General features: G+C 56.2%; 24 protein-coding genes and 2 tRNA genes. 8 read left to right on the top strand and 18 right to left on the bottom strand.

Annotated elements, in window-relative coordinates:
* Positions 1-2: 2 nt before the first annotated feature.
* Positions 3-1,463, bottom strand: a complete 1,461-nt coding sequence (locus HHL24_RS12610; protein WP_230417424.1) for a cytochrome-c peroxidase — start codon at positions 1,461-1,463, stop codon at positions 3-5.
* Between the two features lie 292 nt (positions 1,464-1,755).
* Between HHL24_RS12610 and HHL24_RS12605 the strand changes: the two genes are divergently transcribed.
* A complete protein-coding gene (locus tag HHL24_RS12605) occupies positions 1,756-3,336 on the top strand; it encodes an acid phosphatase (RefSeq protein WP_169485790.1) in 1,581 nt (526 codons plus the stop codon).
* 339 nt (positions 3,337-3,675) lie between these two features.
* Positions 3,676-4,059, top strand: coding sequence for a DUF427 domain-containing protein (locus tag HHL24_RS12600; RefSeq protein WP_169485789.1), 384 nt, complete (start codon positions 3,676-3,678; stop codon positions 4,057-4,059).
* A 61-nt stretch (positions 4,060-4,120) separates the two neighbouring features.
* Here HHL24_RS12600 and HHL24_RS12595 read toward each other — a convergent pair.
* Positions 4,121-4,200 (bottom strand) — tRNA-Arg (locus HHL24_RS12595).
* Positions 4,201-4,261: 61 nt separating this feature from the next.
* Between HHL24_RS12595 and HHL24_RS12590 the strand changes: the two genes are divergently transcribed.
* Positions 4,262-5,290 carry a site-specific integrase gene (locus HHL24_RS12590; protein ID WP_169485788.1) on the top strand — a complete coding sequence of 343 codons (1,029 nt, stop codon included), beginning with the start codon at positions 4,262-4,264 and terminating at the stop codon, positions 5,288-5,290.
* On the opposite strand, the gene HHL24_RS12585 is transcribed toward HHL24_RS12590, so the two are convergent.
* From HHL24_RS12585 to HHL24_RS45035, 13 genes are all read right to left on the bottom strand, one after another.
* Positions 5,287-6,183, bottom strand: coding sequence for a hypothetical protein (locus HHL24_RS12585; protein WP_169485787.1), 897 nt, complete (start codon positions 6,181-6,183; stop codon positions 5,287-5,289). The genes HHL24_RS12590 and HHL24_RS12585 overlap by 4 nt on opposite strands.
* Positions 6,184-6,196: 13 nt before the next feature.
* Positions 6,197-6,463, bottom strand: a complete 267-nt coding sequence (locus HHL24_RS12580; RefSeq protein WP_169485786.1) for a pyocin activator PrtN family protein — start codon at positions 6,461-6,463, stop codon at positions 6,197-6,199.
* A gap of 4 nt (positions 6,464-6,467) precedes the next feature.
* A complete protein-coding gene (locus HHL24_RS12575) occupies positions 6,468-6,788 on the bottom strand; it encodes a pyocin activator PrtN family protein (RefSeq protein ID WP_169485785.1) in 321 nt (106 codons plus the stop codon).
* Positions 6,789-7,349: 561 nt separating this feature from the next.
* A complete protein-coding gene (locus HHL24_RS12570; protein ID WP_169485784.1) occupies positions 7,350-7,862 on the bottom strand; it encodes a hypothetical protein in 513 nt (170 codons plus the stop codon).
* A 143-nt stretch (positions 7,863-8,005) separates the two neighbouring features.
* Positions 8,006-9,055, bottom strand: a complete 1,050-nt coding sequence (locus HHL24_RS12565; protein ID WP_169485783.1) for a DUF262 domain-containing protein — start codon at positions 9,053-9,055, stop codon at positions 8,006-8,008.
* 14 nt (positions 9,056-9,069) lie between these two features.
* On the bottom strand, positions 9,070-10,350 hold the full coding sequence (locus HHL24_RS12560; RefSeq protein WP_169485782.1) for a DNA methyltransferase: 1,281 nt from the start codon (positions 10,348-10,350) through the stop codon (positions 9,070-9,072).
* 520 nt (positions 10,351-10,870) lie between these two features.
* Positions 10,871-11,674 carry a hypothetical protein gene (locus HHL24_RS12555; RefSeq protein WP_169485781.1) on the bottom strand — a complete coding sequence of 268 codons (804 nt, stop codon included), beginning with the start codon at positions 11,672-11,674 and terminating at the stop codon, positions 10,871-10,873.
* Between the two features lie 129 nt (positions 11,675-11,803).
* Complete coding sequence (locus HHL24_RS43925) at positions 11,804-11,995, bottom strand: HNH endonuclease (RefSeq protein WP_230417423.1); 192 nt, start codon at positions 11,993-11,995, stop codon at positions 11,804-11,806.
* 1,159 nt (positions 11,996-13,154) lie between these two features.
* Complete coding sequence (locus tag HHL24_RS12545) at positions 13,155-13,307, bottom strand: hypothetical protein (RefSeq protein WP_169485779.1); 153 nt, start codon at positions 13,305-13,307, stop codon at positions 13,155-13,157.
* 56 nt (positions 13,308-13,363) lie between these two features.
* A complete protein-coding gene (locus tag HHL24_RS12540; RefSeq protein ID WP_169485778.1) occupies positions 13,364-16,114 on the bottom strand; it encodes a phage tail tape measure C-terminal domain-containing protein in 2,751 nt (916 codons plus the stop codon).
* 963 nt (positions 16,115-17,077) lie between these two features.
* Entirely contained in the window at positions 17,078-17,266 is a 189-nt protein-coding gene (locus tag HHL24_RS12535; RefSeq protein ID WP_169485777.1) for a hypothetical protein, read from the bottom strand.
* Between the two features lie 48 nt (positions 17,267-17,314).
* Positions 17,315-18,877: an HK97 family phage prohead protease gene (locus HHL24_RS12530; protein WP_329606625.1), complete on the bottom strand. Its 1,563-nt coding sequence runs from the start codon at positions 18,875-18,877 to the stop codon at positions 17,315-17,317.
* On the bottom strand, positions 18,825-18,950 hold the full coding sequence (locus tag HHL24_RS45035; RefSeq protein WP_169485775.1) for a ribbon-helix-helix protein, CopG family: 126 nt from the start codon (positions 18,948-18,950) through the stop codon (positions 18,825-18,827). The genes HHL24_RS12530 and HHL24_RS45035 overlap by 53 nt, the downstream gene beginning before the upstream one ends.
* Before the next feature lie 903 nt (positions 18,951-19,853).
* Here HHL24_RS45035 and HHL24_RS12520 point away from each other — a divergent pair.
* The gene (locus HHL24_RS12520; RefSeq protein ID WP_169485774.1) at positions 19,854-20,339 is read left to right on the top strand and encodes a ribbon-helix-helix protein, CopG family; all 486 of its coding nucleotides are present in this window, start codon (positions 19,854-19,856) and stop codon (positions 20,337-20,339) included.
* Positions 20,340-20,509: 170 nt separating this feature from the next.
* On the opposite strand, the gene HHL24_RS12515 is transcribed toward HHL24_RS12520, so the two are convergent.
* Both HHL24_RS12515 and HHL24_RS12510 read right to left on the bottom strand, forming a co-directional pair.
* Positions 20,510-20,586, bottom strand: a tRNA-Arg gene (locus HHL24_RS12515).
* Between the two features lie 322 nt (positions 20,587-20,908).
* Entirely contained in the window at positions 20,909-21,739 is an 831-nt protein-coding gene (locus tag HHL24_RS12510) for an undecaprenyl-diphosphate phosphatase (protein WP_169485773.1), read from the bottom strand.
* Positions 21,740-22,403: 664 nt separating this feature from the next.
* Between HHL24_RS12510 and HHL24_RS12505 the strand changes: the two genes are divergently transcribed.
* From HHL24_RS12505 to HHL24_RS12495, 3 genes are all read left to right on the top strand, one after another.
* On the top strand, positions 22,404-23,312 hold the full coding sequence (locus HHL24_RS12505; protein WP_169485772.1) for an aldose epimerase family protein: 909 nt from the start codon (positions 22,404-22,406) through the stop codon (positions 23,310-23,312).
* A 248-nt stretch (positions 23,313-23,560) separates the two neighbouring features.
* Positions 23,561-24,289 carry a peptidoglycan DD-metalloendopeptidase family protein gene (locus tag HHL24_RS12500; RefSeq protein ID WP_169485771.1) on the top strand — a complete coding sequence of 243 codons (729 nt, stop codon included), beginning with the start codon at positions 23,561-23,563 and terminating at the stop codon, positions 24,287-24,289.
* A 124-nt stretch (positions 24,290-24,413) separates the two neighbouring features.
* Positions 24,414-24,740 (top strand): hypothetical protein, encoded by a 327-nt coding sequence (locus HHL24_RS12495; RefSeq protein ID WP_169485770.1) that lies wholly within the window; start codon positions 24,414-24,416, stop codon positions 24,738-24,740.
* A gap of 855 nt (positions 24,741-25,595) precedes the next feature.
* On the opposite strand, the gene HHL24_RS12490 is transcribed toward HHL24_RS12495, so the two are convergent.
* Entirely contained in the window at positions 25,596-26,324 is a 729-nt protein-coding gene (locus HHL24_RS12490) for a pentapeptide repeat-containing protein (RefSeq protein ID WP_169485769.1), read from the bottom strand.
* A gap of 108 nt (positions 26,325-26,432) precedes the next feature.
* On the opposite strand from HHL24_RS12490, the gene HHL24_RS12485 reads away from it, so the two are divergent.
* Positions 26,433-26,741: a DUF2288 domain-containing protein gene (locus HHL24_RS12485; RefSeq protein ID WP_169485768.1), complete on the top strand. Its 309-nt coding sequence runs from the start codon at positions 26,433-26,435 to the stop codon at positions 26,739-26,741.
* The last annotated feature ends 106 nt before the right edge of the window (positions 26,742-26,847 follow it).

Raw genomic sequence — 26,847 nt, 5'->3', positions numbered from 1 at the left:
GATCAATTCGCGGCCGCTTTATTTCCCCGATTATTTCCTGCTCCATCTCCCGCCTTATATCCATCCGTAAGCGTGTTCAAAAACGCGACCACGTCCTTGATTTCCGCTTCGTCGAGCGCCGGTTTGTCGCCCGGTTTGCGATCGAACGGCGGCTCGGTATTCAGATTGACCCAGTAACGCTGCGGGAGATCGTCGAACTTCTGCACTTTGCCCTTCGAGACCGGATAGAACTTTTCCGGATTCGTGTCGCGCTGGACATAAAAGCGCACCACCTGATCCAGCGAATGATAGATGCCGTTGTGGAAGAAACTCTTCTTCAACGCGACGTTGCGCAGCGTCGGCGTGCGGAAGATGCCGCAAAACTCGGCGCGGCCCTTCAGGTCGGTGCGCTCGGGCCCGCATGCGCCGAGGTCGTAGAAATGCGGATCGCGATTCACCGGCAGCGCGCGGTTGCGCGGCACACCGATCGCAATCAGACCGAAGTCGCTGAACTGCGGCGGCGCGCCGTCCATGGTGCGCTGGCTGATGTGACAGCTCGCGCAATTGCCCTTCTTTTCGTCGTTGAAGAGCTGCAGACCGCGTAGCTCGGCCTGAGTCAGCTGTGCTTTGCCCGCCAGATACGCGTCGTACTTGCTGGTGTACGGGTAGAAAAGCTCGGGCGTCTGCTCGAAGGTCTCCAGCGCTTGCAACACGGCTTTGAAGGTGGCGTCGTCGCTATCGAAAATAGGCTCGCCGAATGCTGCGCGGAATGCGTCGGCATACGACGCGGCCTTCACCGCCGCCGCGACCTTCGCCGGTGTACTCCCCATTTCGAACGACGACAGCAGCGGAATGCGCGCCTGGTCCGAGCCGCGGTCGACCCGGCCATCCCACGTCAAGCCGCCGGTCGGCCCGGCATCCACGCTTTCGTCGCCTTCGTCGTCCGACTCGTGATAGTGCTCGGCGAACGCCGGCACCGATTGCAGATACTTGAGCGTCGGCGCGGCGCGCATGCCGGTGCGGTGCATGTCGTTGCCGCCCAGTTGTACCGACAGCGAATTCGCCGGCGCAAAGCCGTGTTCGGGACTGTGGCACGACGCGCAGGCCAGTTTTCCCGAGCCGGATAGCGATGCGTCGAAGAACAGCTGCTTGCCGAGTGCCGTCATCTGTCGCACGGATTCGTAGACTTGAGCGCGGGTCTGACCGGCTTCATGAGCCGCCACTTTCACGGCAGAGGCCGCCATGGACGCAGCTGCCCGCGACGCGCTCGCCTGCGCCTCGACGCCGGCATTGGCGCTGGCGCTGGCGTTCACATCAGCCTTGGTGTTCACCTGCGCGTTGCCACTCCCATCTGCCTTGGTCCCCGCTTCTGCCTTGGTCCCCGCTTCTGCCTCTGCATTCGCCCCCACTGCCGGCGAGCCTGCATCGCACGCTGCCAGCGTCATGGTCATTGCCGCGAGCGCGATCGCCAGCACCGCGCCCATGCCTGCCGCCACCACGCGCCGCAGCGCCCGCGGTTGAACCGCAGTTTTCCGAATCCCCGTGAGACCAAGCCGCATATGAATGATGTGAGTTTGCGATATTGAAGTCCGCGAGCGTATTTCATCGACATGTCGGTTAAATGACATATAGCCGACTGGAATAACAAAACATAAGCAATTCGTAATTAATTACATCTTTCTGTCAAATTCATTGTTCAAACTTTCGCTCGCGGCCATTCGTGTAAGCAATGCACGCGGCCCGTCCCCAACGCGAGAGAGAGAGAACACATACCCAATGAACAAAAAACTGATCTGCGCGACGCCTATCGCGATCGCAGCAGCGTTGAGTCTGTATGCGTGCGGCGGCGACAATGTCACCGCGCAACCGGACATCACGTCGATCAAGACGGTCGTGGTGATCTACGCGGAGAATCGCAGCTTCGACAATCTCTACGGCAACTTCCCGGGCGCCAACGGTCTGTCGAACGTGACGGCGGCGAGCGCCACGCAGGTCGACCGCAACGGCACGCCGCTCGCAACACTGCCGCAAGTGTGGAACGGTCTGACGCAAACCGGCGTGACACCGGTTGTGACGCAAGCGATGACGGCCAACCTGCCGAACGGCCCGTTCGCCATCGACGATCCGAAGGGCTTCAACACGCCGATCACGGCCACGACGCGCGATCTGTATCACCGCTTCTATGAAAACCAGATGCAGATCAATGGCGGCAAAAACGACAAGTTCGCCGCATGGGCGGATTCCGGCGGCCTCGTCATGGGTCACTACACGCTCAACGCCGACAAGTTGCAGTTGTGGAAGATCGCCCAGCAATACACGCTGGCCGACAACTTCTTCATGGGCGCGTTCGGCGGCTCGTTCCTGAATCACCAGTGGCTGGTTTGCGCGTGCACGCCGACCTATCCGAATGCGGACAAGAGCCCGGCAGCCGGCTCGATCTCGTCGGTCGAAAGCGACGGCGTCACGCTGAAGGTCGCGACCAACTCGCCGGCTTCGGCGCTGAGCGGTCCGCCGAAATACGCGCTCTCGGGCAATCTGACGCCGGACTTCTACGCGATCAACACGATGCAGCCGCCGTATCAGCCGAGCGGCAACAAGGCGGCTTCGGGCGGCGACGCCAACCTCGCCGACCCGACTGCCGCCACCACGCTGCCGCCCCAGACGCAACAGCACATCGGCGACTTGCTGAACAACGCGAAGGTGTCGTGGGCGTGGTACGGCGGCGCGTGGGGCGCAGCGGTGTCGGCGGCGCAAACCGGCACGTCGAACGTGATCTATGGCGCGAATCTGACGGCGCCGAACTTCCAGCCGCATCACCAGCCGTTCAACTACTTCGCCGATCTCGCACCGGGCTCCGCGAACCGTTCGCAGCACTTGCTCGACGGCGGGATGGCAGGTTCCGAGTTCATCAAGGCGATCGACACCGGCACGCTGCCGCAAGTGTCGTTTTACAAGCCGCAGGGCAACCTGAACGAGCACCCGGGTTACACCGACGTCGCGTCGGGCGACCAGCACATTGCCGACGTGATCTCGCATCTGCAGAAAAGCCCGCAGTGGAACAACATGCTGGTGGTCGTGACGTATGACGAAAACGGCGGCTTCTGGGATCACGTGGCGCCGCCGAAGGCCGACCGTTGGGGTCCTGGCACACGGATTCCGGCGCTGATCATCTCGCCGTACGCGAAGAAGGGTTTCGTCGATCACACGCAATACGACACGACATCGATTCTGCGCTTCATCACGCACCGCTTCTCGCTGCCGACGCTGCCGGGCATCGCCACGCGTGATGCTGCGCTGGTCAGCAACGGCAGCAAGCCGATGGGCGATCTGACGGCCGCGTTGAACATCAAGCAGTAAATGGCTGGCGACGAGCGGACGGCAACACGCGCCCGGAAATTGAGCCGCCGACGTTAAGCGGCCCGCACTTCACCAACAGACAAAGCGAGTAAGCAACAGTCCGCCTGATGATGGGACTTTGACGGGGCAGCTTCGGCTGCCCTTTTTTGTTTTCGTCGCGTGGAGCACGAGAGGGCGCAAGACGGCGCACGCGATTCGTCATAGACCCAAGCGGTGACACACCGCATTTTCATGAGCGGCGTATGCTTCGACGCAGGGCGCGATCATTCCCGCCGATGGCAGCTCGAAACCCTTAGCAACGTGTTGCAGGTTTGCCCACTCATCCAGGAGTTCGACAGCATGACTGAAAAAACCATCAAGGTCCCCGGTCCCGATCATCCGATCACAGTCGAGCCGGACAAAGCCCATGTGGTGGTCACGGTAGCCGGCCGCGTGATCGCGGATACACGCAATGCGCTCGTGCTGCGTGAGGCATCGTATCCGGCGGTGTATTACATTCCGCGCAACGACGTCGAGATGACGCTGCTGGAACGCACCGATCACACGACCTATTGCCCATATAAAGGCGATTGCGCGTACTACAGCATTCCGATTGGCGGCGAGCGGAGTGTAAATGCGGTCTGGACTTACGAGTCGCCCTACGCGGCCGTGAAAGAGATCACCCAGCATCTGGCCTTCTATCCGAACCGGGTCGATTCTATCGACGTGCAGCCGGCAGGGTAAACGGCCAAGCGCGCATCGCAGCTGTGAGGCTTCGATGCGCGGCGCCAGGCATTTGAAGTACGGCAGGAGGGACTCGAACCCCCCACCCTCGGCTTAGAAGGCCGATGCTAACGGGCGGCAATCCCTTGCTGGGCTTGCCTTCTATCCAGCTGAGACCAGTTTATTCACACTCTGTTCACACCGGCGACCTCTCGGAGGCCGCATGGCAACCATTACCAAGGTGCGCGACAAGTGGTTATGTCAGGTACGTAAAAAGGGATATCCCAGCCGGTCCAAGACGTTCTCATCGAGAGCCGATGCTGTAGCCTGGGGACGGAGCATTGAGGCCGATATAGCCCGTGGGACTTTCGTAGCGAGCGCGGAGGCTGAGGCCACGACTGTTGCGGAGATACTGGATAGATACCTCCTTGAAATTTCCGCAACCAAGCGCAGCGGTACCAGCGATACTGGCCGAGCCAAGACTTTAAAAGGCCACGTAGGGGCATACAAGCTCACTGCGCTCTCAAGCTCTATCCTCGCCACGTATCGTAATGACCGGCTCAAGGTTCGCGCCCCACAAACCGTAGTCCACGAACTAAACCTTCTGAATCGCGCTTTGCGTATTGCTACGTCAGAGTGGGGCATTGTATTGCCAGGCGGTATCCCTCGCATTGTTAAGCCTAGGAAGCCCGAGGGGCGGGACAGGCGCGTCTCTCAGACCGAAATAGATGCCCTTATCTCCGGTACCGGCTCACCCGAGCTTGCTTCTGTCATAAGCCTTGCAGTTGAGACCGCTATGCGCCGGTCTGAAATTCTGTCCCTGAGAAAGGAGCGGATAGACCGCCTGCGCCATACGGCATTTCTCCCAAAGACCAAGACGGACAAGCCTAGGACCGTCCCGCTATCCTCTCGCGCGCTTGTCATTGTTGAGCGCGCTTGGGGAACGTCCGAGGGCGACACCGGGCCGCTATTCGCCGTAAAGCCGGGATCGACTACACAGGCGTTTGTACGGGCAGTGCGTAGAGAGCGTAAGCGACATGAAAAACAATGCAAGTCCAAGAGCGTGCCGCCAGATGGCGCTTACATGGTTGACCTCGTTTTCCACGATCTACGGCACGAAGCAACCAGCCGCCTATTTGAGCGCGGCCTAGGGATCATGGAGGTTGCGGCTATCACCGGTCATAAAACGCTCGATATGCTCAAGCGCTACACGCACCTCCGGGCGGAGGACTTGGCTAAGAAGTTGGGCTAAGTTGACTTCGGGGGCCGCTTGTTCGATGACCGCGCGGCCCTGATAGCGCTATCTATCGCGTCCTTAAGAGCCTTGACGTTCCTCGCTTGATATTCTTTAAGCTCCGCCTCCCGCCGCCTTTCCAACTCCTCCTGGCTAGGCGCCTCCGGGTCCGGCCCCAGCTTCGCAAGCTCGGCCAATGGATGTTCCGGCCAGTTCTTAGCGGACATGATTCTCTCTTGGAGAACGTTCTTAGAGCGCTTGGGGCTGATAACTTCGCCCTTCTCGTTCTTACGCTCCTCGTAGAAGCCCGGGATATGGATGGAATCCCACATGGCCTTATTAGCCAAATCCCAAATGAACGCTTTAAGCTCGGTGATTGCGGGCGGTACGTCTACCGTTTGGGTCTCGCCCGTCTCCTCGTCTAGTAGAGTCGTTCCGTGCACGGTGTAACCGTCAGGGCCCTTGAGGCCAGCGTACACTTTCTTTCCATCCTTGCTCCTACGGTGGAACACCTCAACGACAAACGCCTTATTCAACATTTGAACCATGTGCCTAGCAAAGCTCCCGTGCGCCTCGTTCATCATGCTAAAGAGCTTAAAGAAATTGGCCCAAGGGTCTAGCGAGAGGGTTTCTCGAACCGTGACACGGTGCGGAATCAACGTACCGTCATCCAATTTACGCGGCGGGTGATTCGGGCCGCTCAGCTCAAATACGAGGTCTACCTGATCGCGGAGAACCATCTCGCTTTCTAAGTTTCCCTCCTCATGCTGACCAAGCTCGAAGTAACCTACGAGGCGCGCAAAGGCCAAGCCAGCGGCGGGAGGCTGATACCCACCTGGATACGCAGGAACCCGCATATCTGGCCCACCGCAGATACCTTTGAGAATGTGCGACCACAGGTCTTTATCCATCGCTCAACTCCCGCTAGCTGACGCCGCAAAGCTGATTGCGTTCCTTTAAAACCGCCGCACGTTGAGCGTCTATGTACTCGGCTAGGTCCTGAATGTGGACGCCTCGCGCCGTTTTCTTGCTCCTATCAGCACGCACAACCGGGAGGGTAATCTCCCCACTTGTGAGTTTGCGAGTTAGGTTATCCGGCTCCAAATGGGGGAAGTACTCGCGCCTGACCTCCTCCAGTGGTACCACGGCCCGCGCTCCGAATTGGGCAAGAAGTAAAAACGCAGTATTCATAGCGCTAGCGTCGCTTAAACATTAGGTCCGCGAACCGCTGGCATCCATCCGGCCCGCTACCCGCTGCGGCCTTCATCTGTTCGTACTCCTTCCGCCCCGCCTCCATCTGCGCATCTAGGTACATCGCCAAGTCCACCATGCCGATAAATTTTGCGGTCCTCCGACTTTTGTCTACCCGTGTGACGGGCAGCGGTATATCTGCACGCGCGATCTTCTCCAGAAACTTGTCTAGCTCTAGGTGCGAGAAATATTCCCGCCTAACGTCTTCGACTGGTATGGCAACGCGTGGCCCAAATTGAGCCATCAGGATAAGGACGGTTTTCATCGCTCCTCCAGGTCAAGGTCTGAGTGTAACCAGGCGTGCGACCACTAAGCAATTATTTTATATGGAGTACATATTATTGTCAGCAATATTGCGAACACACGGACATGTCAGGACAACGCTCAAATTCTCTTGAAACGATCCCGATTGAGGAGATTGCTAAACTATGGCGGCCATGTCCTAAATTTGCTGACTAACGCCAAGCCAATACCCTGTCGAAACAAATACAATGAAGATACTTATCGTTATCGGGTTGCTTTCCCTCTTACCCGCATTTACCGGAATTTGGGCCGCTCGACTGTGGTACGAATCGAGCAAGATTGAGGTTATCCCAGCGTATGCTCGCTACGGAAATATAGAACCTGTGGGCGACATCTCGCAAACCGCACTAAATTGGTTAGACGGCGCGTTACGTGCAGGGAGCGAGGCTGCCGAGCTTAATAAACGGGCGGCCCGCTGGACGGCGATTGCAGTGGCGTTGGGAGCGATAACAACCGTTATTGGCGCGGCGCTACCGCTTCTTATGTACCAATAGAGGCGACATGGAAAGCGAACAACTCACAATCATTGCATAAGGTACTCGTAAAAAATCTTTGCGTCTGCCAACCATTCCTCAATTACTGAGTGCGTTTTGCCACTCATGACGTGCAGAAGAATCTTATCCGGATGGTCAAGGTTTAATACCCCCAAGCTTGCTGCGTTTGTAGCGGCTTTGGTGAAGGTGTCGAGATTTCTATGGGCATAAAAATGGCGAACAAACTTTAAGTCGCGAAACATGCTTGAGTTAAGCGCCAAAGCATTCTGCAAGGACGGCAAATTGCTGGCAGAACAAGCAATCAAAATTTTTTCAATTTGCTTTGGATCGCGAATCGCTTGCTCGTCGCTGCGCTTTATGCGAGCTGGCGAGTGCATTTTCGCATACTTCACGCTATTCGTTACGGATAGCATGTATGCTGCAATTTCGTCCTCCGGGCCGATATTCAAAGATACCGAAATCTTTGCCCCGGATACCGATTTTGCTTTCCGGACAGTGCTAATGGTGAATTCCCTAAGCGCACATATGTTCAAATTATCCAACTCTATCGCGATATACGAAAGCCTCCGCCCCCTCTCTATTGGATTGAGCCCGGGAAGAGACTGAAAAAGATCCCTCAATCGTTTAATCCGATACTGGGCGGCACTATGCAAACGCCCCAAATGCATTGACGCGCGCATAATAATCAGACCAAGTTCTTAAGTGCCTGTTTGAAATAGAGGAATCGAATTGCGCGCGCGGCACCAGTGTTGGTTGCCTCGGAACTCGCGCCTACAAATTTCGTCAACGCGGGGAAATCCTCGGGCTCTTGCAAACTAGATATGAGTGTCTCAATAGGAAAATTGTGCGCAACAATTTCCGCGTTCATCTCGTTGTAATCTACCTCCGCTTTGTCGCCAAAATCGCCGCCGAAGCGGACCGCAATTGCAGCCAGCACAAGAGATTGAAAAACATGCATTCGAAGAAGTACATCATCATGCAGAATTTCATGATGCAAAACAAACTCGATTCCGTACTTTATTTTTTCGTTCAGTTCGTCAGCCTGCTCAAATCCGGCATTGTATTTCTTGTAGATACGGTCAAGTTGAGCCCCCTTAACCGTTATGAAGCCCTCGTCCATAGTAAGGACGATTTCCGCGTACAGTCGCAGGTCGGTCATGCGTATCATATCGCGTCGAGATAGGACGCCAATGCTCAGCAGCGACTCCTTAAATACTTCAGCCAGGCCGTTGATAAACCATTTAAAATCGCCTTGGTAGCGTGCGTTTCGTTGCTCCTCCGCATTCAAGGGGACATTGTTGGCGTTCATTCGCCTGAAGGCTTCTCTCACTTCATTCTCAGGCACTCCGGCGAATTGATCGACTGGCAACTGATAAGAAAGAAACTTAGTCTGCCATTCTTCGGAAAGCTTGTTATAGCGCATACCCCGAAGCTCCTCTGTTTCGAGGTTCTTCGACAAGATCAGCTTATTCTCGTAGAACATCATAAGCGCCTGGCTGCGCTGCTGTCCGTCAACAATTTCCTTAATCACGCCCTTTGTCTTCAAATCCAATTTTGCGTATACAAATAACTTCGGTATCGGATATTCGAGCAAAATAGACTCAATAAAGAAGGACCTTGCCGGCGCCGTCCACAACCCGTCCTTCCGCTGATAATCAGAGTTGACAATAATTTTCTTTTCTTGCAGAGCGCTGCAGTAATCAGCAACCGACATTGGCGAAGCGTTGGCCTTCATAATTTTATACTTTCCTATTTTTCGAAACAAATCACCGACTCAACCGCCCGGGAAGTGTCTCTATATATCCTGGATCGCGAATTGATTCCGAGAAAGGAATTTCCCTGAATGAAATCCTCCCGTCTTCGCATCTTAAATCCAATATTTTCTGCCATCTCGCCCAGAATTGTCGGCACGTCATTATGTAGGTCTTTGTAGTAAGAGTCCTGCACAACCATAATGGCGATCGCATTCCGCTTCATGCTGGCCCGCATATTGTAAATCGACCTTGACATTTTTTCGAAATAATCAAGATGCGTCTTATAATAGTAGCCTTTCGAAGCTTTTGAATCGTGCGACCTCAGCCGATCCAGAAATTTTAAGCAAGTTTCACCCCAAAAAATGGACGGCTCAATTATTTTATCCGGCACCTTAATTGAACCGATCATCTGCCTGCTCAGGTCGTCACGGTTTTCAGTCAGCAGTGTGCTTATTAAGGCCAACTCAACTCGAGTCGCAGCAGTATAGTCGATCCTGGTACAGTATGGCGGCGAAGTCAAAATCAAATCCGCCAATCCACTCACTTTGAATTCTGTAGTGTTGCCAACAGCAATTTTAACCCTGGCAGGATCAATCAGAAAGCTGGACTTTTGCAACGCATCAGCCATGCACGTTGCTTGCGCCACGAAGGCTGAGCATATATCCTTCGCTGAAATTGTTAGCTTGGCCTCGTCGCCCTTCGGGGTTTTTAGCCAAGTTGGGTTGCTTGACCGATACGGTGCAGTTAAACGCCTACAAATCGTAAAGAGAGCTACGTAGAAAGTCGCAGCAAAACACGAAATTTTGTCAAACTGCGCTCTGAGGTCCGCAGCATCCGTTCCAACCAAGCGCGACCGTATGCGGGATTCGATGGCACGAATAACGTTCCCTGTTTCCACGTCGAACCACTGCAATAGCGGGTCGTTCTCCCGTATCTTGATCGCGAGCCGCGATACGTCCTTTGTCAAACTCTTAGCCTGCGGCGCGATGCTGTCCGCTTCGGTTCTTGCGAGGCTTCGCGCCCGCGCCACAAGAACCATTACCGGGTTAAGGTCAATTCCGCATGAAGCGTAGCCCAACTGAGCGGCGGCGTATGTCGTCGTACCGCTTCCATTCCAAGGGTCAAAAATCACTGCGGATGATGGAAGGCCACTGCTTTGCAGAATGTTCTTTGCAAAGTCCTCAGGAAACCCAGCGTAGTATGGAAAAAAATCAGTCCAGCCAGATTGCGAGTTCTTCTTTCGCTTGGGGGAGCCGATAACCAACGAGTCGAGCAAGAAATTCTCCACAGTATTAATTTTGCACGGTCATGGAGTTGCGTTGGCGATCAAAAATTTGGCAGCCCTAGAAGGAGGCACACCATGCAGCGCTCGCAGTTCCCTGCCGCACGATTGTAATGCATATGCACGCCGCGTTCGTCACTTCGCGATCCTGACCCGGCAACGCCGCAGCACCGGAGGGCTCCCCGCTAAGCGCAGCTAGCACGTCACATGGACGAAGCGAGGCAATGCATGGTGTGCCCAGACGTGGACAGCCAAGAAGCGCTCGCGCATCTAACCGCCCACGGTACCAGCCTAGCAAGTATTACGGAGCCGCCGCGCACGACGACTATATATATATATAGCGTGACTTTTGCCAAAACCCGAACAAATATAAATCCCTTGATCGTGTAGGGCAAGTTATCGAACCGCGCGTCTTACCGCGAATAACACTATCAATCGAGGACGAATGTGGGCCAGCACAACGCGTTGACTTGTATGTTGGCGGACAACTACTTTAACTGCGCGTTTGCTATCCTCAACCGCTAAATGTGCGGCGAGAACTAACAACCGGTTTAGCTTTTGGCTTAAGTACATCGAATACGCGGGCCGACTCTTCGATTATTTCTTGTTTTGTCGGATTACCCAACACTTGCAAGTCGCTCGCTAGAGTTTGGCTGTTGACCATAATTCTGCGTTTCTCTAGGATTGCGGCTAGACGCCTGCGTTTACGTGACTTATCTGTACTGCGCATTTCTGGATATTTATGCGATATCCATAGAGCAACCACAGTATCAAGGTCAACTACAAGACCACCTCTGCGATTACGCATCTTAAGAACGTAGGTGACAAACTCTCTCTCGCTAGGGGCGCATTGTTGGATTCGACAAGTTGTATCTAGCATGCGCTCTGATATGGACTTAACCATAGGAATACGAATACCGGACTCGCGGGCCACCTTCTTGGTAATGAGTTCGCCAGTCGTTGTATCCAGCCACATATCCGGCTCAACTGTGGTGACGGCAGACCGACTAAAGCCCTTCTCATGGAACCAACCGGCAGTCTTTAGCTTCGATTTAGGTACAACCCTATATTGACCCGTTACCGGAATGTATTTTGGGTCATCAATAGGAATGATCTTGTTGACACTAGCCGCTAACCGGCCAATGAATTGATATGGATGCTCAATAGTTTTAACACCCGCCCCATAGAGAGCTTGATGCCTATTTATTTCCTCACTGCTAATTTCTCTCGTATTGAACAGATTCGGGTACTTCAGTCTATCTGGATCAATTGCTCGGTCTGCTGCCTCCGCAATTACGCTGTTTAAATTGTATGTCATGTTATCCTGTGCATCCTCCCAGAGGAACGCTCTCTATATATTAGACAGAATGGCTGAAACCCCCGCCCAGCAAGGGATTCAGCTTTTGGAATGTGCTGTTTTACCGCAGATTTGACAGATTGAGACGCGCTACCAGCTACCATCCAACGGCATACCATCCGGTCCGAAAGCACGTTTAACCCTAAAGCCTCGGTCTCTATTGGTCTTATCCAGATGGCACGGGTTACACAGATATTGCAGGTTGGCATCATCGTTAGACCCGCCCTGCTCCAGTGGCTTAATGTGGTCCACAACACCTCGCAAATCCGCGCGCTTGCACATACGACAAGTCCATTGATCACGCTCACGAATACGGTCCCGTATCTTTCCCCAAGCGTGGCCGCTAAGGTCATCAATACGTGGCGCATTGGTAGCCGCCAATCTGGCCCGCTGCTTTGTCGTTAGCGGTCTCGTCCGTGGTGTAGTACAGAATGGGCAACGCCACTCCATACCCTCAGGTTTCCAATGTGGATGCTTGGCACATTCATTCATATGTATTCCTAAATATATCCCTGTGGAGCCGTTATCAATCCGTCCCACCCTCAGGTATTAGGCGACCTCGACCGACCGCACAGCAGCCCTCTCAGTGGGTCAGCCATAGGGATTCCGATAGCCGTCAACAGGCGGGGGGGGTATGAAAAATTGCGGAGGTCATCGGCTCAGCGCCGACAGGTTCCATTCGTTTTAACGCCAACTATCAAAATAAACTTTTTCGGCCTACCAAAGACACGGCAAAGACGGAAGTTATCCACAATTGCTGTTAATAACCTGTGGATAACATAAGTACTCTGAAATTAGTGCGTGTACTTTTCTGCACCTTTAGTGCACCGTAGCACTCGGCCCACGTACAGGCTCACCAGCGGCTCCGGCCCGCTCACCCAAGGGCAAGTTAGCCTCAGCGGTTGGAGAGGCCCGTAGGCCCTCCTTTACTGGGTGATACGCTCTCGGATTGCGGGGATTAGCTCCCGTTGCTCCTCCAGCTTGGCTAGGAATGCCTCCCGCGACACACCGGGTACATCCGCCTCGGTCAGACCATGTGCCATAGACGCAGCGGCATAGCCAGGAATCAGGTCCAGCATAGCCAACACTCCGGTAGGGTCGCTTTCCCATACGGCCAGAATGTGGGCCGAGTTAGGATGACGTTTAATCTTGACTCCGGCGACCTCGCTACGCCTAAGCGCAAGCCGATCAATACCCAAATCATTACGGAGGCGTCTAACCGCAGTAGTAGCAGAATCCAAGGCTACGTACTCAGGGCTACGCTTACTGCCTCCGTTAGCCGTAGTGGCGGTAATGGCGGCTTTCTTTGCTACTAATTGGGCCTTGCGTAGAATATCCTCAGCGTTGAACAACTCGCCCAACCTAGGATCATCCCGACGCAAAGCGGGGTTTAGCCGTAGCACCTCGTTAATGCGGTCGCTTTTGCTCTTTCGGCCCATAGTTAGCCCGCCGCCTGCAGCGTCTTAATGATCGCGATCGAATCAGCACTAGCCTTAGCCGGGTCCAACTCGTACAGCTTGGCAATAAGTGGCGAGAGCTCACGGGTAAGAGCTACTTCACGTTCCATCGTGTTAGTTACGTTATTTTCATTCATACGTTATCCTTAATAGCAAGATTGCTTGACGGGCCGGTTAGCCCGCCTTAGCTGGCCTAAATCTGGTTATATTTCATTTGATAGCTATATCCACCCTGGCCTCTCATGCGTTGGTCCATACGCTTATCTACGAACGCCTTAATAAGCGCGTGCATGTCTTTAGCGTCTTGCTCAGTCAAACCGCCGCCTCCGTTGTTATGGACGGTGACGCTAACCGGGCTACCGCCACTAGACGAGGACGAGGAGGAGCTAGCCGGGGCATCGCCAACCGCACCACCGGAGGCAAAGTGCGCGGCCTGTCCGGAGTTGATAGACTCAAGCAAACTACGGTGTTGGTTAGCCGCCGAGGCATTAACCACAAACTCCCCGTTAGAGAGCATTGCCGGGATGCTATCGCTGCGTCCCGTTCCCGGCCCGCTGATAGAACCACCGTCCGCGTAGTGACCAACAGAGCCGCCGCCAGAGAACATAGACAGCCCGCTCGTTGCGCTTTGGAAAATTTGCATTTCCGCCGCGTGGAGCGCAATCTTAGCCATGTCGTCCAAGACACTCGTAGCGAACTGACTAAAGTTGAGCTTACCCGTAGTCACAAATTGATCGAGCGCGTTAGACATACTGCCCCACACGGAGGTAAATGCCTCACCAACGTATTGCGCGTTGGTCTTTCCAGCGCTGGCGATACCTACGATTGCCAGCTTCATTTGAGCGTCATAGCTCTCTCGGATAGCTTGCTCGTCCGTTAAGTGTTGCTTGTACAGCGTCAGCCGATCCGAGTACGCTTGAGCCGCAATCTGCGTTCTATCATCGTAGGATTGTTGGTCAATTTGCTTTGAGTCGAATTGCTCTCTCAGCTTGTCAACGTCCTGATAGTAAGAATTGAGTAGCTTAAGCTGGCCCGTGTAATCGGTCCTTTTCTGAGGTGTCATGAAACGTTGGGCGTTACCGTCCGCGTAGCTTTGCATGAGGGCGCGGGTAGCCGCTTGCTCTTGGTCTGCATACTTGGCCGTTGCCTCCGCGCGTTTTTGCCACTCCTTACCCAAATCGGCAGACGCTTTTTGAGCCGCAAGCACACGCTCATGCTCGATACGGTTAAGCTCTTGCTGTGCGCTCTGAGCCGCCGCAATGTTTCTCTTTTGCTTGGCAAGCTCGATACGCTTTTCCTGTATCGCCTCCTCTTGCTTGTAGTAGTCCTCGTTTGTTGCGATAACCTTGGCGTAGTAATCCCGGTAATCTAGGAGGCCCTTATCAAAGTCAGATTTGAGGCTATCAAGGTGTTCCTTGCGGCTGTCGTCAATGCCCTTGAGTTGTGTACTAAGCTCAGCAATTTGGCCGTTAAGCTCATTCTCATTACCCTTAGGTGTTTTCTCACCTTTGGCATACTGGATTTGCTTATGGCCTGTCGCTCCCAACTTTGGAACCTGCATAGAGCTTTGATCGGCCCACAGCTTTTTAGTAAAAGCCGCGTAAGTCTCGCCCTCTTGCTTAATCTCAGCATAGCCCCTTTTTGCGTCCTCCACCACGGCGGACCAGCTCCCCTTACCGAGGTCGTTAGCCATGTGACTAATCATGTTGAGAGCGGACCCGGTTTGCTGGAGGCCCGTAACTACCGTAGCCGCAGCAGTGGTTACACCTCGGAACACGTCAACCACGCCAGCGTAGAAGTCGTCAATGATCGGCCCCATAGAGGCATTGTCACTAAACGCGCTCGTAATGGCGGAGATAGCCGGGAGGAGTTGCGCCTTGGCGTGCATGGTCATTGCTTCCCATTCCGCGTGCGCCTCCTCCGTGTGTTCCTTCATTGAGGCTAGCTGTTTGATAGTGTTATCTGAGAGAATGCCGCCAAGTTGGTTAGCCCGGTCTGCGTACTCCGAGATACCAGCGCTACCCTTGTCCAACAGCGGGATTAGCTTCTCTCCGGCCTCGCCAAACAACTCATGGGCAACAGCCGCTTTAGCTGCACTATCCTCCGATTGCTGGAAAGCGTTTGCTACGTCTAGCAACATATCATGCGGGGATTCCGCCTTAACCTGTTGCATACTGATACCGAGGGCGTTAAACGCGTTGACCGCATTTTTATTTCCGGCTACGGCCTTATTCTGTGCGTCCCCTAACGCCTCAATAGCTTTGGCGGAATCCTTAGCATCCAAGCCCACGGATTGAGTGGCGTATGACCACTCTTGAATTTGCTTGGTACTCTGCCCGGTTTGTTGGGAGAGCTTTTGTACGGTATCCGCGTACGTCTCCATTTGCTCCGCTGCCTTATGGACAACCTCCGCTGAGAGCGCCGCTGTCCCGACAACCGCACCGATACCCAAAGCTACCGGGTTGAGAATAAGGCTCATAGCGTTGGCCTGGTTAGCCAGTACCATAAGCGACCCGCCAAACTTCTTAAAGTTGCCCTGTGACAACTCATGAGCCAACACTAGCAACTCACGTTGCGCGCTGGCGTTAGCGAGACTAAAGCTATGAGTGTGGCTCGTAGCCGCGTCAATGTCGCTAATGTAGCTTTTCATTGCGGAGGAAATACCCAGGCTCTCCGCCTTCATTGAGGCTAACTCCGCGCGGGTCTTACCCGCAGTGGTCGCCATTTTGTCCATCTGCATAACGGCTTGGGCGATTTGCTGGACTTGCTTGCTAGTCGCAGCGCCTGACTCCTCCAGCGCCCCTTGGAAATTCTCCAGCACTTCCCTCGCGCGGCCCGTGCTAGCAGCATAGGCGGAAATGCGTTGATTAGCTTTATCTACCGCAGCGGTAAAGCCGGAGGAGTCCGCTGTAAACTTTGTCTTTACTTCGTTATTTGATGACATAGCACTCCTTAGTTATAGACCATGATTGATACCTTCAAAAGACACCGTAGAATAGCCAACCGGCAATAGGAACGGCGTAATTAAGCCCCGCGCTACTGCTGTAGACCCAGGAAACCCCGTTTGACGATATCGAAATGATCGGAGGCGGGGTTTGTTGGGACGTATGCGCGAATAAGAAGTCAGGTTGAAAGGACCAGAACGGGACGCCATCCGACAGGTCACACGCCATACTTCCCGCTTGCCCCTTGATCTGCACAGCACCCTTGATGCGGCCAATTCTGTCGGAAGTGTCCAGGAGCAAGCCCCCGGACGCGTTCCAAATTTGCAAGCCGGCGGACATTACCGGGAGGCCTCATGCTGGATCTGAAACTTAGCGGCCTCCGCGAGGTGTTCTCTCGCGTCTGCAAGCGCCGCCATAACCCGCCTGTACGGCCTGCTCGGGAGCAACCAAAGGCGGTTAGCCTCGTCCCGCGCGTTATTACCAGCGCAAAGATGGTGTTGAGCCATTCTCAGGCTATAGCCATAGATACCCTTGCGCACCTTTATAGCGCGCTCAAGCCGCGCGTCTAGCTCGTCAATAGACACGCACCGGATCATCCCTTGCGCCCGTCCGTACAATGCCTCCAGTACGCCAATACGAATCTCGGCGGTTGGCCTTGCGAACGTTTGACCGTTAAGACCCCGCCTGCGGGTCAGTATGCCCATAGCTTCCGCCATGCGAACAACACGCGCCCGGTTATTGGACATTGTGCCCCCCCTGTGCCTGGACGAAGTCCGCCCGGAGGCGGATAGCTGCGGCAAGTGACGAAACGCGGCCAAGCGTTACCCGTTTCAAAACCGGACCGTACGAGCCGTCCGCTCTCCGTACAGACTGTCCGGGGACCACCTTAGTCCCCCGGACTTCATACTCTCCGCTAATGAGCCGGATGCCTCGCGGGAGGCCCCGGTTACGCTCGGCGCGTGTCACTCGCGCTCCGCCTGCTGCAATTGCAAGGCGATAAGCCTATGCTGTGCCATCGCTTTAATGGTGTCGTTGCGGGCGATAACCAAACGTGCGGTTGCGTTATCACGGTCCGCCTCGGCGATAAGGTCCGCAAGCCCGCTCTCGTCCTTACCAGCGAGGACGCTCTCAAAGTCAAACTTCATTTTCATAGTATTCCTTATTTTTAGTCAGGCGGATTCACCCGCCTGGGGATCACATTAGGCCGAAAGTGCGACTTCCACCGCAGCTCCCGGAACGAATTGCCAGTCGATATACTGTTGCGCAGTAAGAGCAACCTGGGACGTCTGAAACATGTTCACTGGAATGTTGGGTGCTACGCCTGAGAGACCGTAAACGTCTGCGTGTTCCAGAGCGTCGACTACCGAATCGCCGATGTAGGCGAGTACGCGGGTCGCATCGGTGATGAACAGCTTTCCCGGCGACACGGCATACGAGCAAATCGCGGGCATTCCGCTATAGAATCCACCGCGTGCCGTAATTTGATTCTCCGTGGGGCTGCGCAGCGAAATTGCGGTAAGCGGGTTCACAAGCACGCAAGCTTGGGTAATGTCCCCGGCGAACACTTCAACACCTGCACTAAAACCGGTAGCGTGAGTAGCTACCGCCCCGAGACCTTCCGGGGATACTTCGTCACGAGCTTGAGTACCGACGAATGCGTTGTCGATGGCACGGCTGAGGGCTCGCACAAGGATGCCGGTGAGGGTCGCCTCCGCAGTATCATCGGTCGCTCGAATCAAATCCTGCGAGACTACGGTGAACACACCAGCTTTTCGCTTATCCGACAGATAAACACCGATATCGCCTTGGGCCAAGGGCATACCCGCCCCTTCTCCAAAGAACGCACCGGCTACGGGCGACGCCTCCACGTTAATCCGCGTGATAGCTGGCACCTGCACCAACCCCTGCATCTGGCCTAGGATAGACCGGCTAAAGACAGCTTGTACGAATTCTGAGCGGCTAAGCTTTCCGGCCGTTAGCACTCCCGTTGCATCAGCGCCCGCCGCCATAGGATTTACGGCCGCCTTGATGTAGGTTGCTTCCGTAGAATGTTCGCCCCAGCGATTAGCAGCGTATGCCGCAGCGTTGTGTCCGTCCGCTGCCTTGGCGATAGCTGCACGGATGAACGTCTTGTTTTGCATGCGAATAGGTTCAATCATGGTCATGTCCTTTTGATAGTGAAATTGAGTTGATTTGAATGCGGTAATGACAGCATCGGGATTGCAAGGAACGCTGGCAAGGCTAAGCTCGTGGATTTCCGCCTTTGCGTAATAGGTTCCGCCGTTCGGGAATGGCTTACCTTCACTCGGAATGAAGCCGATAGAAACGCCTTTGATTAGACCGGCCTTAACGCTATGCCAAGCCTCGTCTGTGCGTTGCTTGACGGTCCCATCCTCGTCTACCTTTACAATCCTAGCTCTGAAAGGTAAGCCCTTGGCGGTGGCTTCGCCAAACTGCACCGTCCCAACGGGTTGCGAGTGGTTATGATTGAGCAGAAGCGGAACCTCTTTGGCGAAGGTTAGGCCGCCAGGCTCGATAACATCGCCTGAACGATCTGGCGTTGGTGTAGTCGCAATACCCTCGACGATTCGCTGATCCTCTGAGACTGTCTTTATGACAATCGGTGAAAATGATTTTTCCAACTTCTTTCCTATGATTAGAATGCCTAATTTATTCCGCGTCAGGCGTTCGCGGTTTATAAGCAACCGGCTATGTGTGCTTCGTCTCCAAGTACTGTGCGATAGCGCGGCGGATAATTTCACTCACATCCAGGTCTTGCTCTGCGGCGCAGATTCGAACGGCTCTCTGCAAATCAGGCCGAGTTTTGAAACTCATTGTGCGCATCTCGCCCCCGCGTGGCTTACGTCGCGTAGTGACCTCCCCTGAGACCATTGTTACTCGCTCCCGTTGGTAATACCGCTAGTTAAACAAAGTGAACCGGATGCCACACCATAGCGGTGTTACCGATCCACACGCACAAACATACAAACAGCAAATTTGTTTCCTTCTTCACATGCAGTCCTAACTTAATAGTTGTGATCCACCCAACTATGGACAAGTCAGTTACCGAAACGGGTTACGGTGATCGATTGCTAGCCGTGTGCCGATAGGCAACGTTCGCAGCGCCATCTGTGCCGCCGTTTCGTGATCGCTCGCGCAGTGCCGCGCCACAATCTTGAGACGGGCTACACCTCGGCTTTGCTTCACGTAAGTGCCGATTACTCCCGGGCACATAAAACCAAAGTGTATAAGCGTAGCGAATATCCTCCGGTGAGCCGTTTTCGCGTCCATTCCGGGAACATCAATGTAAAGTGTTTTATACATGTCGATCTACCTCGATAATTGTTCAATCGGCCGTGCTGCCCTGTGTCTTTTGACGCTGCTCCGCTAATTTGCGCCGCGCATGCTCCGCCCGTTTAGGGTTCCCGCTACCTCCGCCGCGCCGCTGCACCCTACCCTGTGCATCTGCAACAGCGGCTGTTCGCGAATAGGCGAACTCTCTTGCTCCAATCTGCCTTGACTCCATGTTCCCTCGTCCAAATGTGCCGTCTGGTGCGCCTCATAACCGCACCAAAGAACCATCTAGAAATTTTCGCAGTTACCCCACCTCTCTCAACGCAACCTAAAACAAGTCACGGATTCGGCGGTTACTGCCCACGTTGTTAAAGATCGGCGCCCGATCCCGGCCGCTTTGCCGGATGGGGTTAGTAGCAAGCTTCACTACCAACGGGACGAAGTATGGCAGCAAGCTACACTACCAACAAGAGATTTTTAAAATTTGTTGCTCCGTTGCTTCAGTGCTACACTACCAATAACTGGAGGGTGTATATGCGTGGACGCATCAATAGAGCGGATCGCTCAAACGAACTTGAGCGACTTGCCAAGGAAGATTCTGACGGGGCTTTGAACGAGCCAGACGTGAGCATGTTGCCCGCGTCCTCCCTGCCCCCGCCGGCGATTAGGAATGGCGTCAAGACTGAGCGTGATACGCAACCAGTGCAAGTGCGTATGCTTAAGGCGCAAATCAAAGTACTTAAACAAATTGCGGCACAGGAGGAACGCTCGGCCAGCGATGTTATCCGCGAGCTGGTGGACAGGTACATCGAGGAATGCCTTAGGACCTGGCCCGAGGGGGATCGCTTAGACATTCTTCAAAGTACCATTCGACAGGCAGGATATTGGGATGAATTCGAGCGTGCGCCTTCTACTTGGCCCGCTACCTGATAAGGCCGCGCTACAACCGCAATCATCCCCCGGCGTAGCCGAAGCCGCCCAGAAGCGAACACGCAAATGTAGCTACAATCCGTTCACACTCTGTTCACAGTGAATTGTGAATAGGCCCATTCACCCGCCGAATGTGGTCAGAGGTAAGTTATTGAATAGACTAGGAAAGTTGGTACGGCAGGAGGGACTCGAACCCCCCACCCTCGGCTTAGAAGGCCGATGCTCTATCCAGCTGAGCTACTGCCGTATTGACGTGAGGCGATGCTACACAAACGTGTACAACATGCATCGCCCGCAATGAGAACCCGTATCGGGCATGGGAACCTGGGCAGTATCACTGCCACAGGGTTCGTGGGATACCGAAATTCTAACTGACCGCGCCGGAGACTGTGGAAATCCGATCCGGCGCGCGGCAACCCTGATCGCCCGTCGCCCCATCGCATGGCAAAACACATCACAAAACAAACGGGCCCGGCGAGTTGAGCCGGGCCCGGATTATAACCGATCGATTCTCATCCGCCAGCCGCACGTCAGCGCTCAGCGGACAGTAGCAGGCATATCGAGCGCAATCAGACCGGCTGCGGATGCAGCATGAACCAGCCGAGGAACACGATCCCCGCGATCACGCAGTACACGCCGAACGAAGCCAGACGTCCGCGGCCTTCGAAATAGCGCATCAGGAAACGCACGCTGAGATACGCGGCAATTGCGGTCAGCACGCCGCCGAGCAATGCGTCGGCGAGTTGACCCGGCGCATGGAACAGTTTCGGCAATTCGAGCACACCGGCCGCGAAGATGATCGGCGTGCCGAGCAGGAATGAGAACTCGGCGGCCTTCTCAGTCGTCAGGCCGGCCGCATTGCCGGCGATCATCGTCAGACCGCTGCGCGAGAAGCCCGGAATCAACGCACCGACCTGCGCGAGGCCGACGAAGAACGCCTGGCGGAAGCTCAGCTTCTCCGGCGCCTGATGTGCGCGCGAACGTTGCAGACGGTCGCCGAACCACAGCAGCACGCCGTTCACGATCAGCGCGACGGCGACGATGCGCAGATCGTGAAAAATCCGCTCGAGGCGTTTCTCGAGGATCAGGCCGACGAGGCCCGCCGGAATCGTGCCGATGATGAGCGCCCACATCATGTGTGCGTCATCGTTGCGACGGCCGCCGAACGAAGCGAAGAAGCCGCGCACCAACTCGCACCAACGCTTGCGGAAGTACCACAGCAGCGCGAACGCCGTACCGAGGTGCAACGCGACGAGGAACGGCAACAACTGCGGCGCGTGCTTGTCGATGTGCATACCGAACAATCCGGGCACGAGCAGCGTATGGCCGAGGCTGCTGACCGGGAACAGTTCGGTGACGCCTTGCAGCACGCTCAGGAAAATCAGAAACGAGAGGTTCACGCGGCGGTCCTTGTAAGGAAAATGTCGGGGAACAGCGCGCCGCAATAGAAAATAGACGGCGCGTCAAAAGCGCACCGATTATGCCTGGCTGCAAAGTCAGCGCCAAGCGTTTGAACCGCATTCGGGGAAATATTGATGCGCTGCGTCACAACTGGAAACCGTTGTTACGCCGCAGAAAGGGTAACGGGGCGCCGCCGGCGGCCGCCCTGCCATCATGAGGAATTCAATGCTGGACCGCGCGAAGCTCATGCCAGGCTCGCTTTGAGGGCCCGGCAGAAAGTGAAGCAGATGACTGGATTAGCGCTCGAGCTTGTAGAAAAAGTAGACGGTGCTTGCCGCGAACATGCCGAACAGTGCCACACCCATTGCCATTGCGAGATCCATAACACCTCCTGAGCCAGTCTCGCCCGGTCGTCGAAGTTACCGGGCAGTCAGCGGATTATCGGCAAGGATGGGGCTTCTCCGACACCCGCAATTTCCCGAGAAGGGTTTCCCCGTAGCGCAAAGCAGCGCAAAATCGATCTCTCGCGAGTCGCCATGCGGCGCGTTCGAACGTTCTCAACCCGCGTTCGAGCCACGCTCAGCTCACATGTCGCTCGCATGTAGCCCGCATCTGAGCCGCACTCAAACCGCATTCAAACCTTTATCAACCAGCCCATCGACCATGCCCCTCTCCCCGCAACAGGACATTCTCGAGATCGCCCAGGACGCCTCCGTGCTCCGTTTTGCGCCGCAGGCCGGTGGCCGACTCTTGTCGTGGATCATCGACGACCAAGAGGTGATTCATTGGCCCGAGCACGCCGACTGGAGCCAGCCCGCCAGGATTCGCGGCGGCAACCCGCTGCTGTTTCCGTTTCTCGGCCGGCATCGTGTTGACGGCAAGATCGGCTACTGGCGTGACGCACAAGGCACGGTGCGTGAATTGCCGATGCATGGTTTTGCACGCGACCTGCCCTTCGAAGCTCACGCCGACGTGCACGGCGCCGGCTTGCGCATGACCCTCACCGACAGCGACGCGACACGCGGCGGCTATCCCTTCGGCTTCCGTTTCGAAGCGACGTACCGGCTCGTCGATACGCATACGCTGGAAGTCACGCTGAGCACCGCCAATACCGGCAAGACGCGGCTGCCCTACTACGCCGGCCATCACTTCTATTTCACGCTGCCGCACACGCAGCGCGCCGAGACCTCGTTGGAACTGCCGCGCACGGAGCGGTGCTATCAGCAGGAGGATGGCTCGATCAGCGCGGCCGAACCGGGCGCGGCGCGCTACACGCTCGACGAGGCGCGCATTCTCGACCGCTTCCATTGTCTCGCCGGTGCGCCGGATCAACCCGTGCGGCTCGTCGCGCCCGGCCTGAACCGGCTCATCACGATCGATCTGCAACGGCCTGGCTCGGTGCCCTGGTACGCGGTAACGACATGGACCGAAGCCGCTGACTCGGATTTCTACTGCGTCGAGCCATGGCTAGGTCTGCCGGATGCGATCCACAACGGCATGGGACTGCGTTGGCTCGAACCGGGACAAACCGAAACGGCTGCGCTGCGTATCAACGTCAGCACGTTGCGCTGATAACGTCAGCACGTTGCGCTGAGAACATCGGCAAGCTGTGCTGAGAACGTCGGCAAGCTGCGCTGATCCCCTTTTTCTGCACATTTTCGCTCGGCCGGTTACGCGGCGTTTCGCCGCGTTCCGGCCGTGCGCGCCCTCCTCTGCGTCCGTTTTTCGGATGCTGCAGCGCAAAACCGTTAGAATCGGACGCTTTGCATCTACCTGCCGCGTGATCGGGATCGGCGCGTGGCAGCGCTTTGCGAGGTCCAATGCTTAACACAACAAGAATGATGAAACGGCTCGCTTGCGCGTCGTTGCTGGCGGTACTCGCAGCCTGCGGGTCCGCTCCGGTGGGGCCAGGCTTTTATCGCGTCGAACGGGGCGATACGCTGTCGAAGATCGCGCGCAGCAACCGGCAGTCGGTGCAAAGCATCGTGCGCTGGAACAACCTGACCAACCCGGACAGCATCGAGGTCGGGCAGGTACTGCGCGTTACGCCGCCGGGTAATGCAGTGTCCGCAGGTGGTGCCACAAGTGGTGCAATACGCAGCAACGGCGCAGGCAGCGCGAGCGCTTCGGCTGCGCCGCGCCCGGCTCCCGCCGATAGCGCGCCGTCGTCCGCACCGACTTCGACGATCTCTCTGGTGTGGCCGGCTGACGGCACGGTGATCCGGCGCTTCGACGGCGCGAATTCGAAGGGCATCGACATTTCGGCGGCAGCGGGCACCCCGGTGGTCGCCGCGGCGCCCGGCACGGTGGTCTATGCGGGTAACGGCTTGCGCGGTTACGGCAATCTGCTGATCATCAAACACAACGCCGAGTACCTGACTGCCTACGCGCACAACCGCACGCTGTTGGTGAAGGAAGGCCAGGCGGTCACCCGGGGCGAGAAAATCGCCGAAATGGGCGACACCGACACCGATCGGGTCATGCTGCACTTCGAGCTGCGTTATCAGGGCCGCTCGATCGACCCGTCGCGCGCGCTGCCGGCGCGCTAGCCTCCCGGCTTCAGGCACGCGTCCTGCAGCGCTCCAGGGAACCGGGCGTACTATAAAGCGCTCAATCTTATGCATGACGTGGCCTCGCGCCACGTCTCCCCCTGTCATCTGTAAGGAATTCGCAATGAAGAGCGCACTCGCGTCCTTAACAACGGCCGCGGCGATTGGCCTCGGCCTGCTGACGTTCGGCAGCCTCGGCGGCTGCTCCAGCACCACCACCATGACCTACCTGCCGAGCGGCGATACAGGCTTTGCGATCAATTGCAGCGGCAGTGACGCAAGCGCCAGTTGGGCCGAGTGCTACAAGCGCGCGGGCGAAGTCTGCGGCAACTATGGCTACGACGTCGTTTCGAAGGACGTCGACAACGGCGCCACTGCGGGCGGCTCAATCGGCGGGATTTTTGGAGCGAACGTCAAGAACCGGTCGATGGTGATTCGCTGCAAGCAGTGAAGGCAAAGGTAGCCACGCAATAACGCAAGGCGCAGCGCCGCTCGAGCTAGCGGCGCCGCCTGCGTCCGGAGCGCGGATCGATGCGTGCGGCGAAGGCGAACAGCACACCGAGCGCAATCGGCCAGACGCCGAGAAAAATGATCAACCAGGTCATGACCAGCGAAGGGAAAAGTAATTTTCAATGATCGGCGCCGCGTGTGAATCCGCAGTGACGCTAGATTGAATCGGCAATGACCGGGCAAAAAAAAGCCCGGCTCGAGGCCGGGCTAACGGGGGTTCGGCGCATATCGGCAAAGGACCGGTTCACCATGCGCCAGAACGGAATCTAACAACCCGCTTTTACAAGTGCAATAGCTTAATTTCGCGAGCAATGTGACACGGCGTACGGTATCCGCATTATGTGAAGGAGAATGGCGGAAATAAGCGAGGTAAATACCCTTATCTGCTCCGGACGAAACGCCATACAAACAGCGAGTCCAAATCCAGCACGCCGCTCGCAATGCCTTATGAATCAAGCGCCTGCCTCACGATATTGGAAAAGCCTGACGAAAGCCCTTTGGCCGCCCCCGCTAACCGCGCCCAGTATAATCCGGACGCTTTATGCATTGCGAACCTTTAGTGCGCCAACGCACCATACCGATGTATTAGCGTAAATTGAACGATGCGAATAGGCAGTCGCATTTCTTCACAACATATTCGCGAACAGCGAATATATTAAAAATCTTCAGATCAACTGACAAATTGCGAAGTTTAAAATCGACTTCTGCTAATGAATCGATAAATCGGATGATAAGCACATGCATCCCTTGGTTCAAGCTGGCCGAATGGCTAAAACCGGCCAGCTGGAAACGGCGATCACATGACTCGCAGACCCAGTTCGGTCACGAGCACCGCCGCCTGCTGATGCGAAATCGTCGCGCCTTTGAAAAGCGCCGCATCGACGAGCCGCACGCCGCTCAGGTCAGCCTCGCGCAGGTCCGCGCCATCGAAACGCGCGCCTTTCAGATGGGCATCCTTCAGACTGCCGCCATCGAAGACCGCCTCGCGGAAATCGACACCGGCCAGGTCGGCGTCGGAGAAGTCGAGTTGCTGGAGCGTGGCCTTGCGAAACGACAGGCCACGCAAATGCGCGCCCACCAGCAGGGTTTCGACGAAGCTCAACCCAAGCGCCGTGCAGGCCTCGAAATTGGCGCCGGTCAGCTTGCAGCTGTGAAACGACGCCGAGGCAAGCTTGGCGCGCCGCCAGCTGGTGTTGTTCAGATCGCTCGACTGGAACGCGGCGTCGACCAGATCGGCCGACGCAAAATCCGCCTCGCGTCCGCGGCAACGGACCCAACGCGTGTGTGACAGCGTCGCGCCGAAAAACGACGTCTCGACGATCGTACAACGATGAAATTCCGCGCCGCGCAGATCGAGTCGCGACAGATCGGCGCCTTCGAAATCGCAGTCGGTGAAATGGAGCGGCTCTTTATTCCCCGCCATGCTCGTAGCGATGAGACGCTCCACGTCGGTGCGCGTGAGTGTGGCGTCGGTCACCACATGAGCTTGCGCGCCCGAAGCCGGCGCCGTTGAATCCAGTGACATGAAGGTTCAGAATGGCTTTCGAAAAACCTCAAGCGTACCGGAACGCGCGCCGCCCTGGCGGTCCGCGCCGATGGTTTATAGTAACGGCCCCGTCAGAACCCGCTTACGATGACTTCCACCGACGCCACTCATAGCCCGCTGTACGCCAAGCTGCTCGCCGAAACCGCCAAAATCGGCTGGACCGAACTCGAACGCTTTTTTGCGCGCGGCATCCTGCTGCGCGTCGCGCGCGACATCGATCTGGTGAGCGTCGCCGAGGCCATCGCCAGCGACGACACCACGCAAGTCGCGCAATGGCTGTCTTCCGGCCTCGTCGAACGCGTGCAGGCGGAAACCGCCGCCGATTTCGCCGCGCGCGATCCCGATCTGTGGGCGGTAGTCGTCTCGCCCTGGGTGTGCGTGCAGGAACGTAATTGACCGACCCTGCGCACGCCCCGAAGGAAGTCCCCCTGGGGGGCGCCCCGAAGGAAGTCCTCTTGGGGGGCGCCCCGGAGGAAGTCACGTTGGGGAGTGCCCCGAACGA

Source organism: Paraburkholderia polaris, assembly GCF_012927345.1.
GTDB classification, from domain to species: Bacteria; Pseudomonadota; Gammaproteobacteria; order Burkholderiales; family Burkholderiaceae; genus Paraburkholderia; species Paraburkholderia polaris.
This window is presented reverse-complemented; position numbering and strand designations above follow the sequence as displayed.

Bases quoted from the DNA above. Each gene is read 5' to 3' on its own strand.
- HHL24_RS12485 (WP_169485768.1), top strand. From the start codon at position 26,433: ATGACTTCCACCGACGCCACTCATAGCCCGCTGTACGCCAAGCTGCTC.
- HHL24_RS12490 (WP_169485769.1), bottom strand. From the start codon at position 26,324: ATGTCACTGGATTCAACGGCGCCGGCTTCGGGCGCGCAAGCTCATGTG.
- HHL24_RS12495 (WP_169485770.1), top strand. From the start codon at position 24,414: ATGAAGAGCGCACTCGCGTCCTTAACAACGGCCGCGGCGATTGGCCTC.
- HHL24_RS45035 (WP_169485775.1), bottom strand. From the start codon at position 18,950: ATGAGTTTCAAAACTCGGCCTGATTTGCAGAGAGCCGTTCGAATCTGC.
- HHL24_RS12575 (WP_169485785.1), bottom strand. From the start codon at position 6,788: ATGAAAACCGTCCTTATCCTGATGGCTCAATTTGGGCCACGCGTTGCC.
- HHL24_RS12520 (WP_169485774.1), top strand. From the start codon at position 19,854: ATGGCAGCAAGCTACACTACCAACAAGAGATTTTTAAAATTTGTTGCT.
- HHL24_RS12535 (WP_169485777.1), bottom strand. From the start codon at position 17,266: ATGAAAATGAAGTTTGACTTTGAGAGCGTCCTCGCTGGTAAGGACGAG.
- HHL24_RS12590 (WP_169485788.1), top strand. From the start codon at position 4,262: ATGGCAACCATTACCAAGGTGCGCGACAAGTGGTTATGTCAGGTACGT.
- HHL24_RS12580 (WP_169485786.1), bottom strand. From the start codon at position 6,463: ATGAATACTGCGTTTTTACTTCTTGCCCAATTCGGAGCGCGGGCCGTG.
- HHL24_RS12605 (WP_169485790.1), top strand. From the start codon at position 1,756: ATGAACAAAAAACTGATCTGCGCGACGCCTATCGCGATCGCAGCAGCG.
- HHL24_RS12610 (WP_230417424.1), bottom strand. From the start codon at position 1,463: ATGGGCGCGGTGCTGGCGATCGCGCTCGCGGCAATGACCATGACGCTG.
- HHL24_RS12500 (WP_169485771.1), top strand. From the start codon at position 23,561: ATGCTTAACACAACAAGAATGATGAAACGGCTCGCTTGCGCGTCGTTG.
- HHL24_RS12540 (WP_169485778.1), bottom strand. From the start codon at position 16,114: ATGTCATCAAATAACGAAGTAAAGACAAAGTTTACAGCGGACTCCTCC.
- HHL24_RS12545 (WP_169485779.1), bottom strand. From the start codon at position 13,307: ATGAATGAAAATAACGTAACTAACACGATGGAACGTGAAGTAGCTCTT.
- HHL24_RS12565 (WP_169485783.1), bottom strand. From the start codon at position 9,055: ATGAAGGCCAACGCTTCGCCAATGTCGGTTGCTGATTACTGCAGCGCT.
- HHL24_RS12555 (WP_169485781.1), bottom strand. From the start codon at position 11,674: ATGACATACAATTTAAACAGCGTAATTGCGGAGGCAGCAGACCGAGCA.
- HHL24_RS43925 (WP_230417423.1), bottom strand. From the start codon at position 11,995: ATGTGCAAGCGCGCGGATTTGCGAGGTGTTGTGGACCACATTAAGCCA.
- HHL24_RS12505 (WP_169485772.1), top strand. From the start codon at position 22,404: ATGCCCCTCTCCCCGCAACAGGACATTCTCGAGATCGCCCAGGACGCC.
- HHL24_RS12585 (WP_169485787.1), bottom strand. From the start codon at position 6,183: ATGGATAAAGACCTGTGGTCGCACATTCTCAAAGGTATCTGCGGTGGG.
- HHL24_RS12600 (WP_169485789.1), top strand. From the start codon at position 3,676: ATGACTGAAAAAACCATCAAGGTCCCCGGTCCCGATCATCCGATCACA.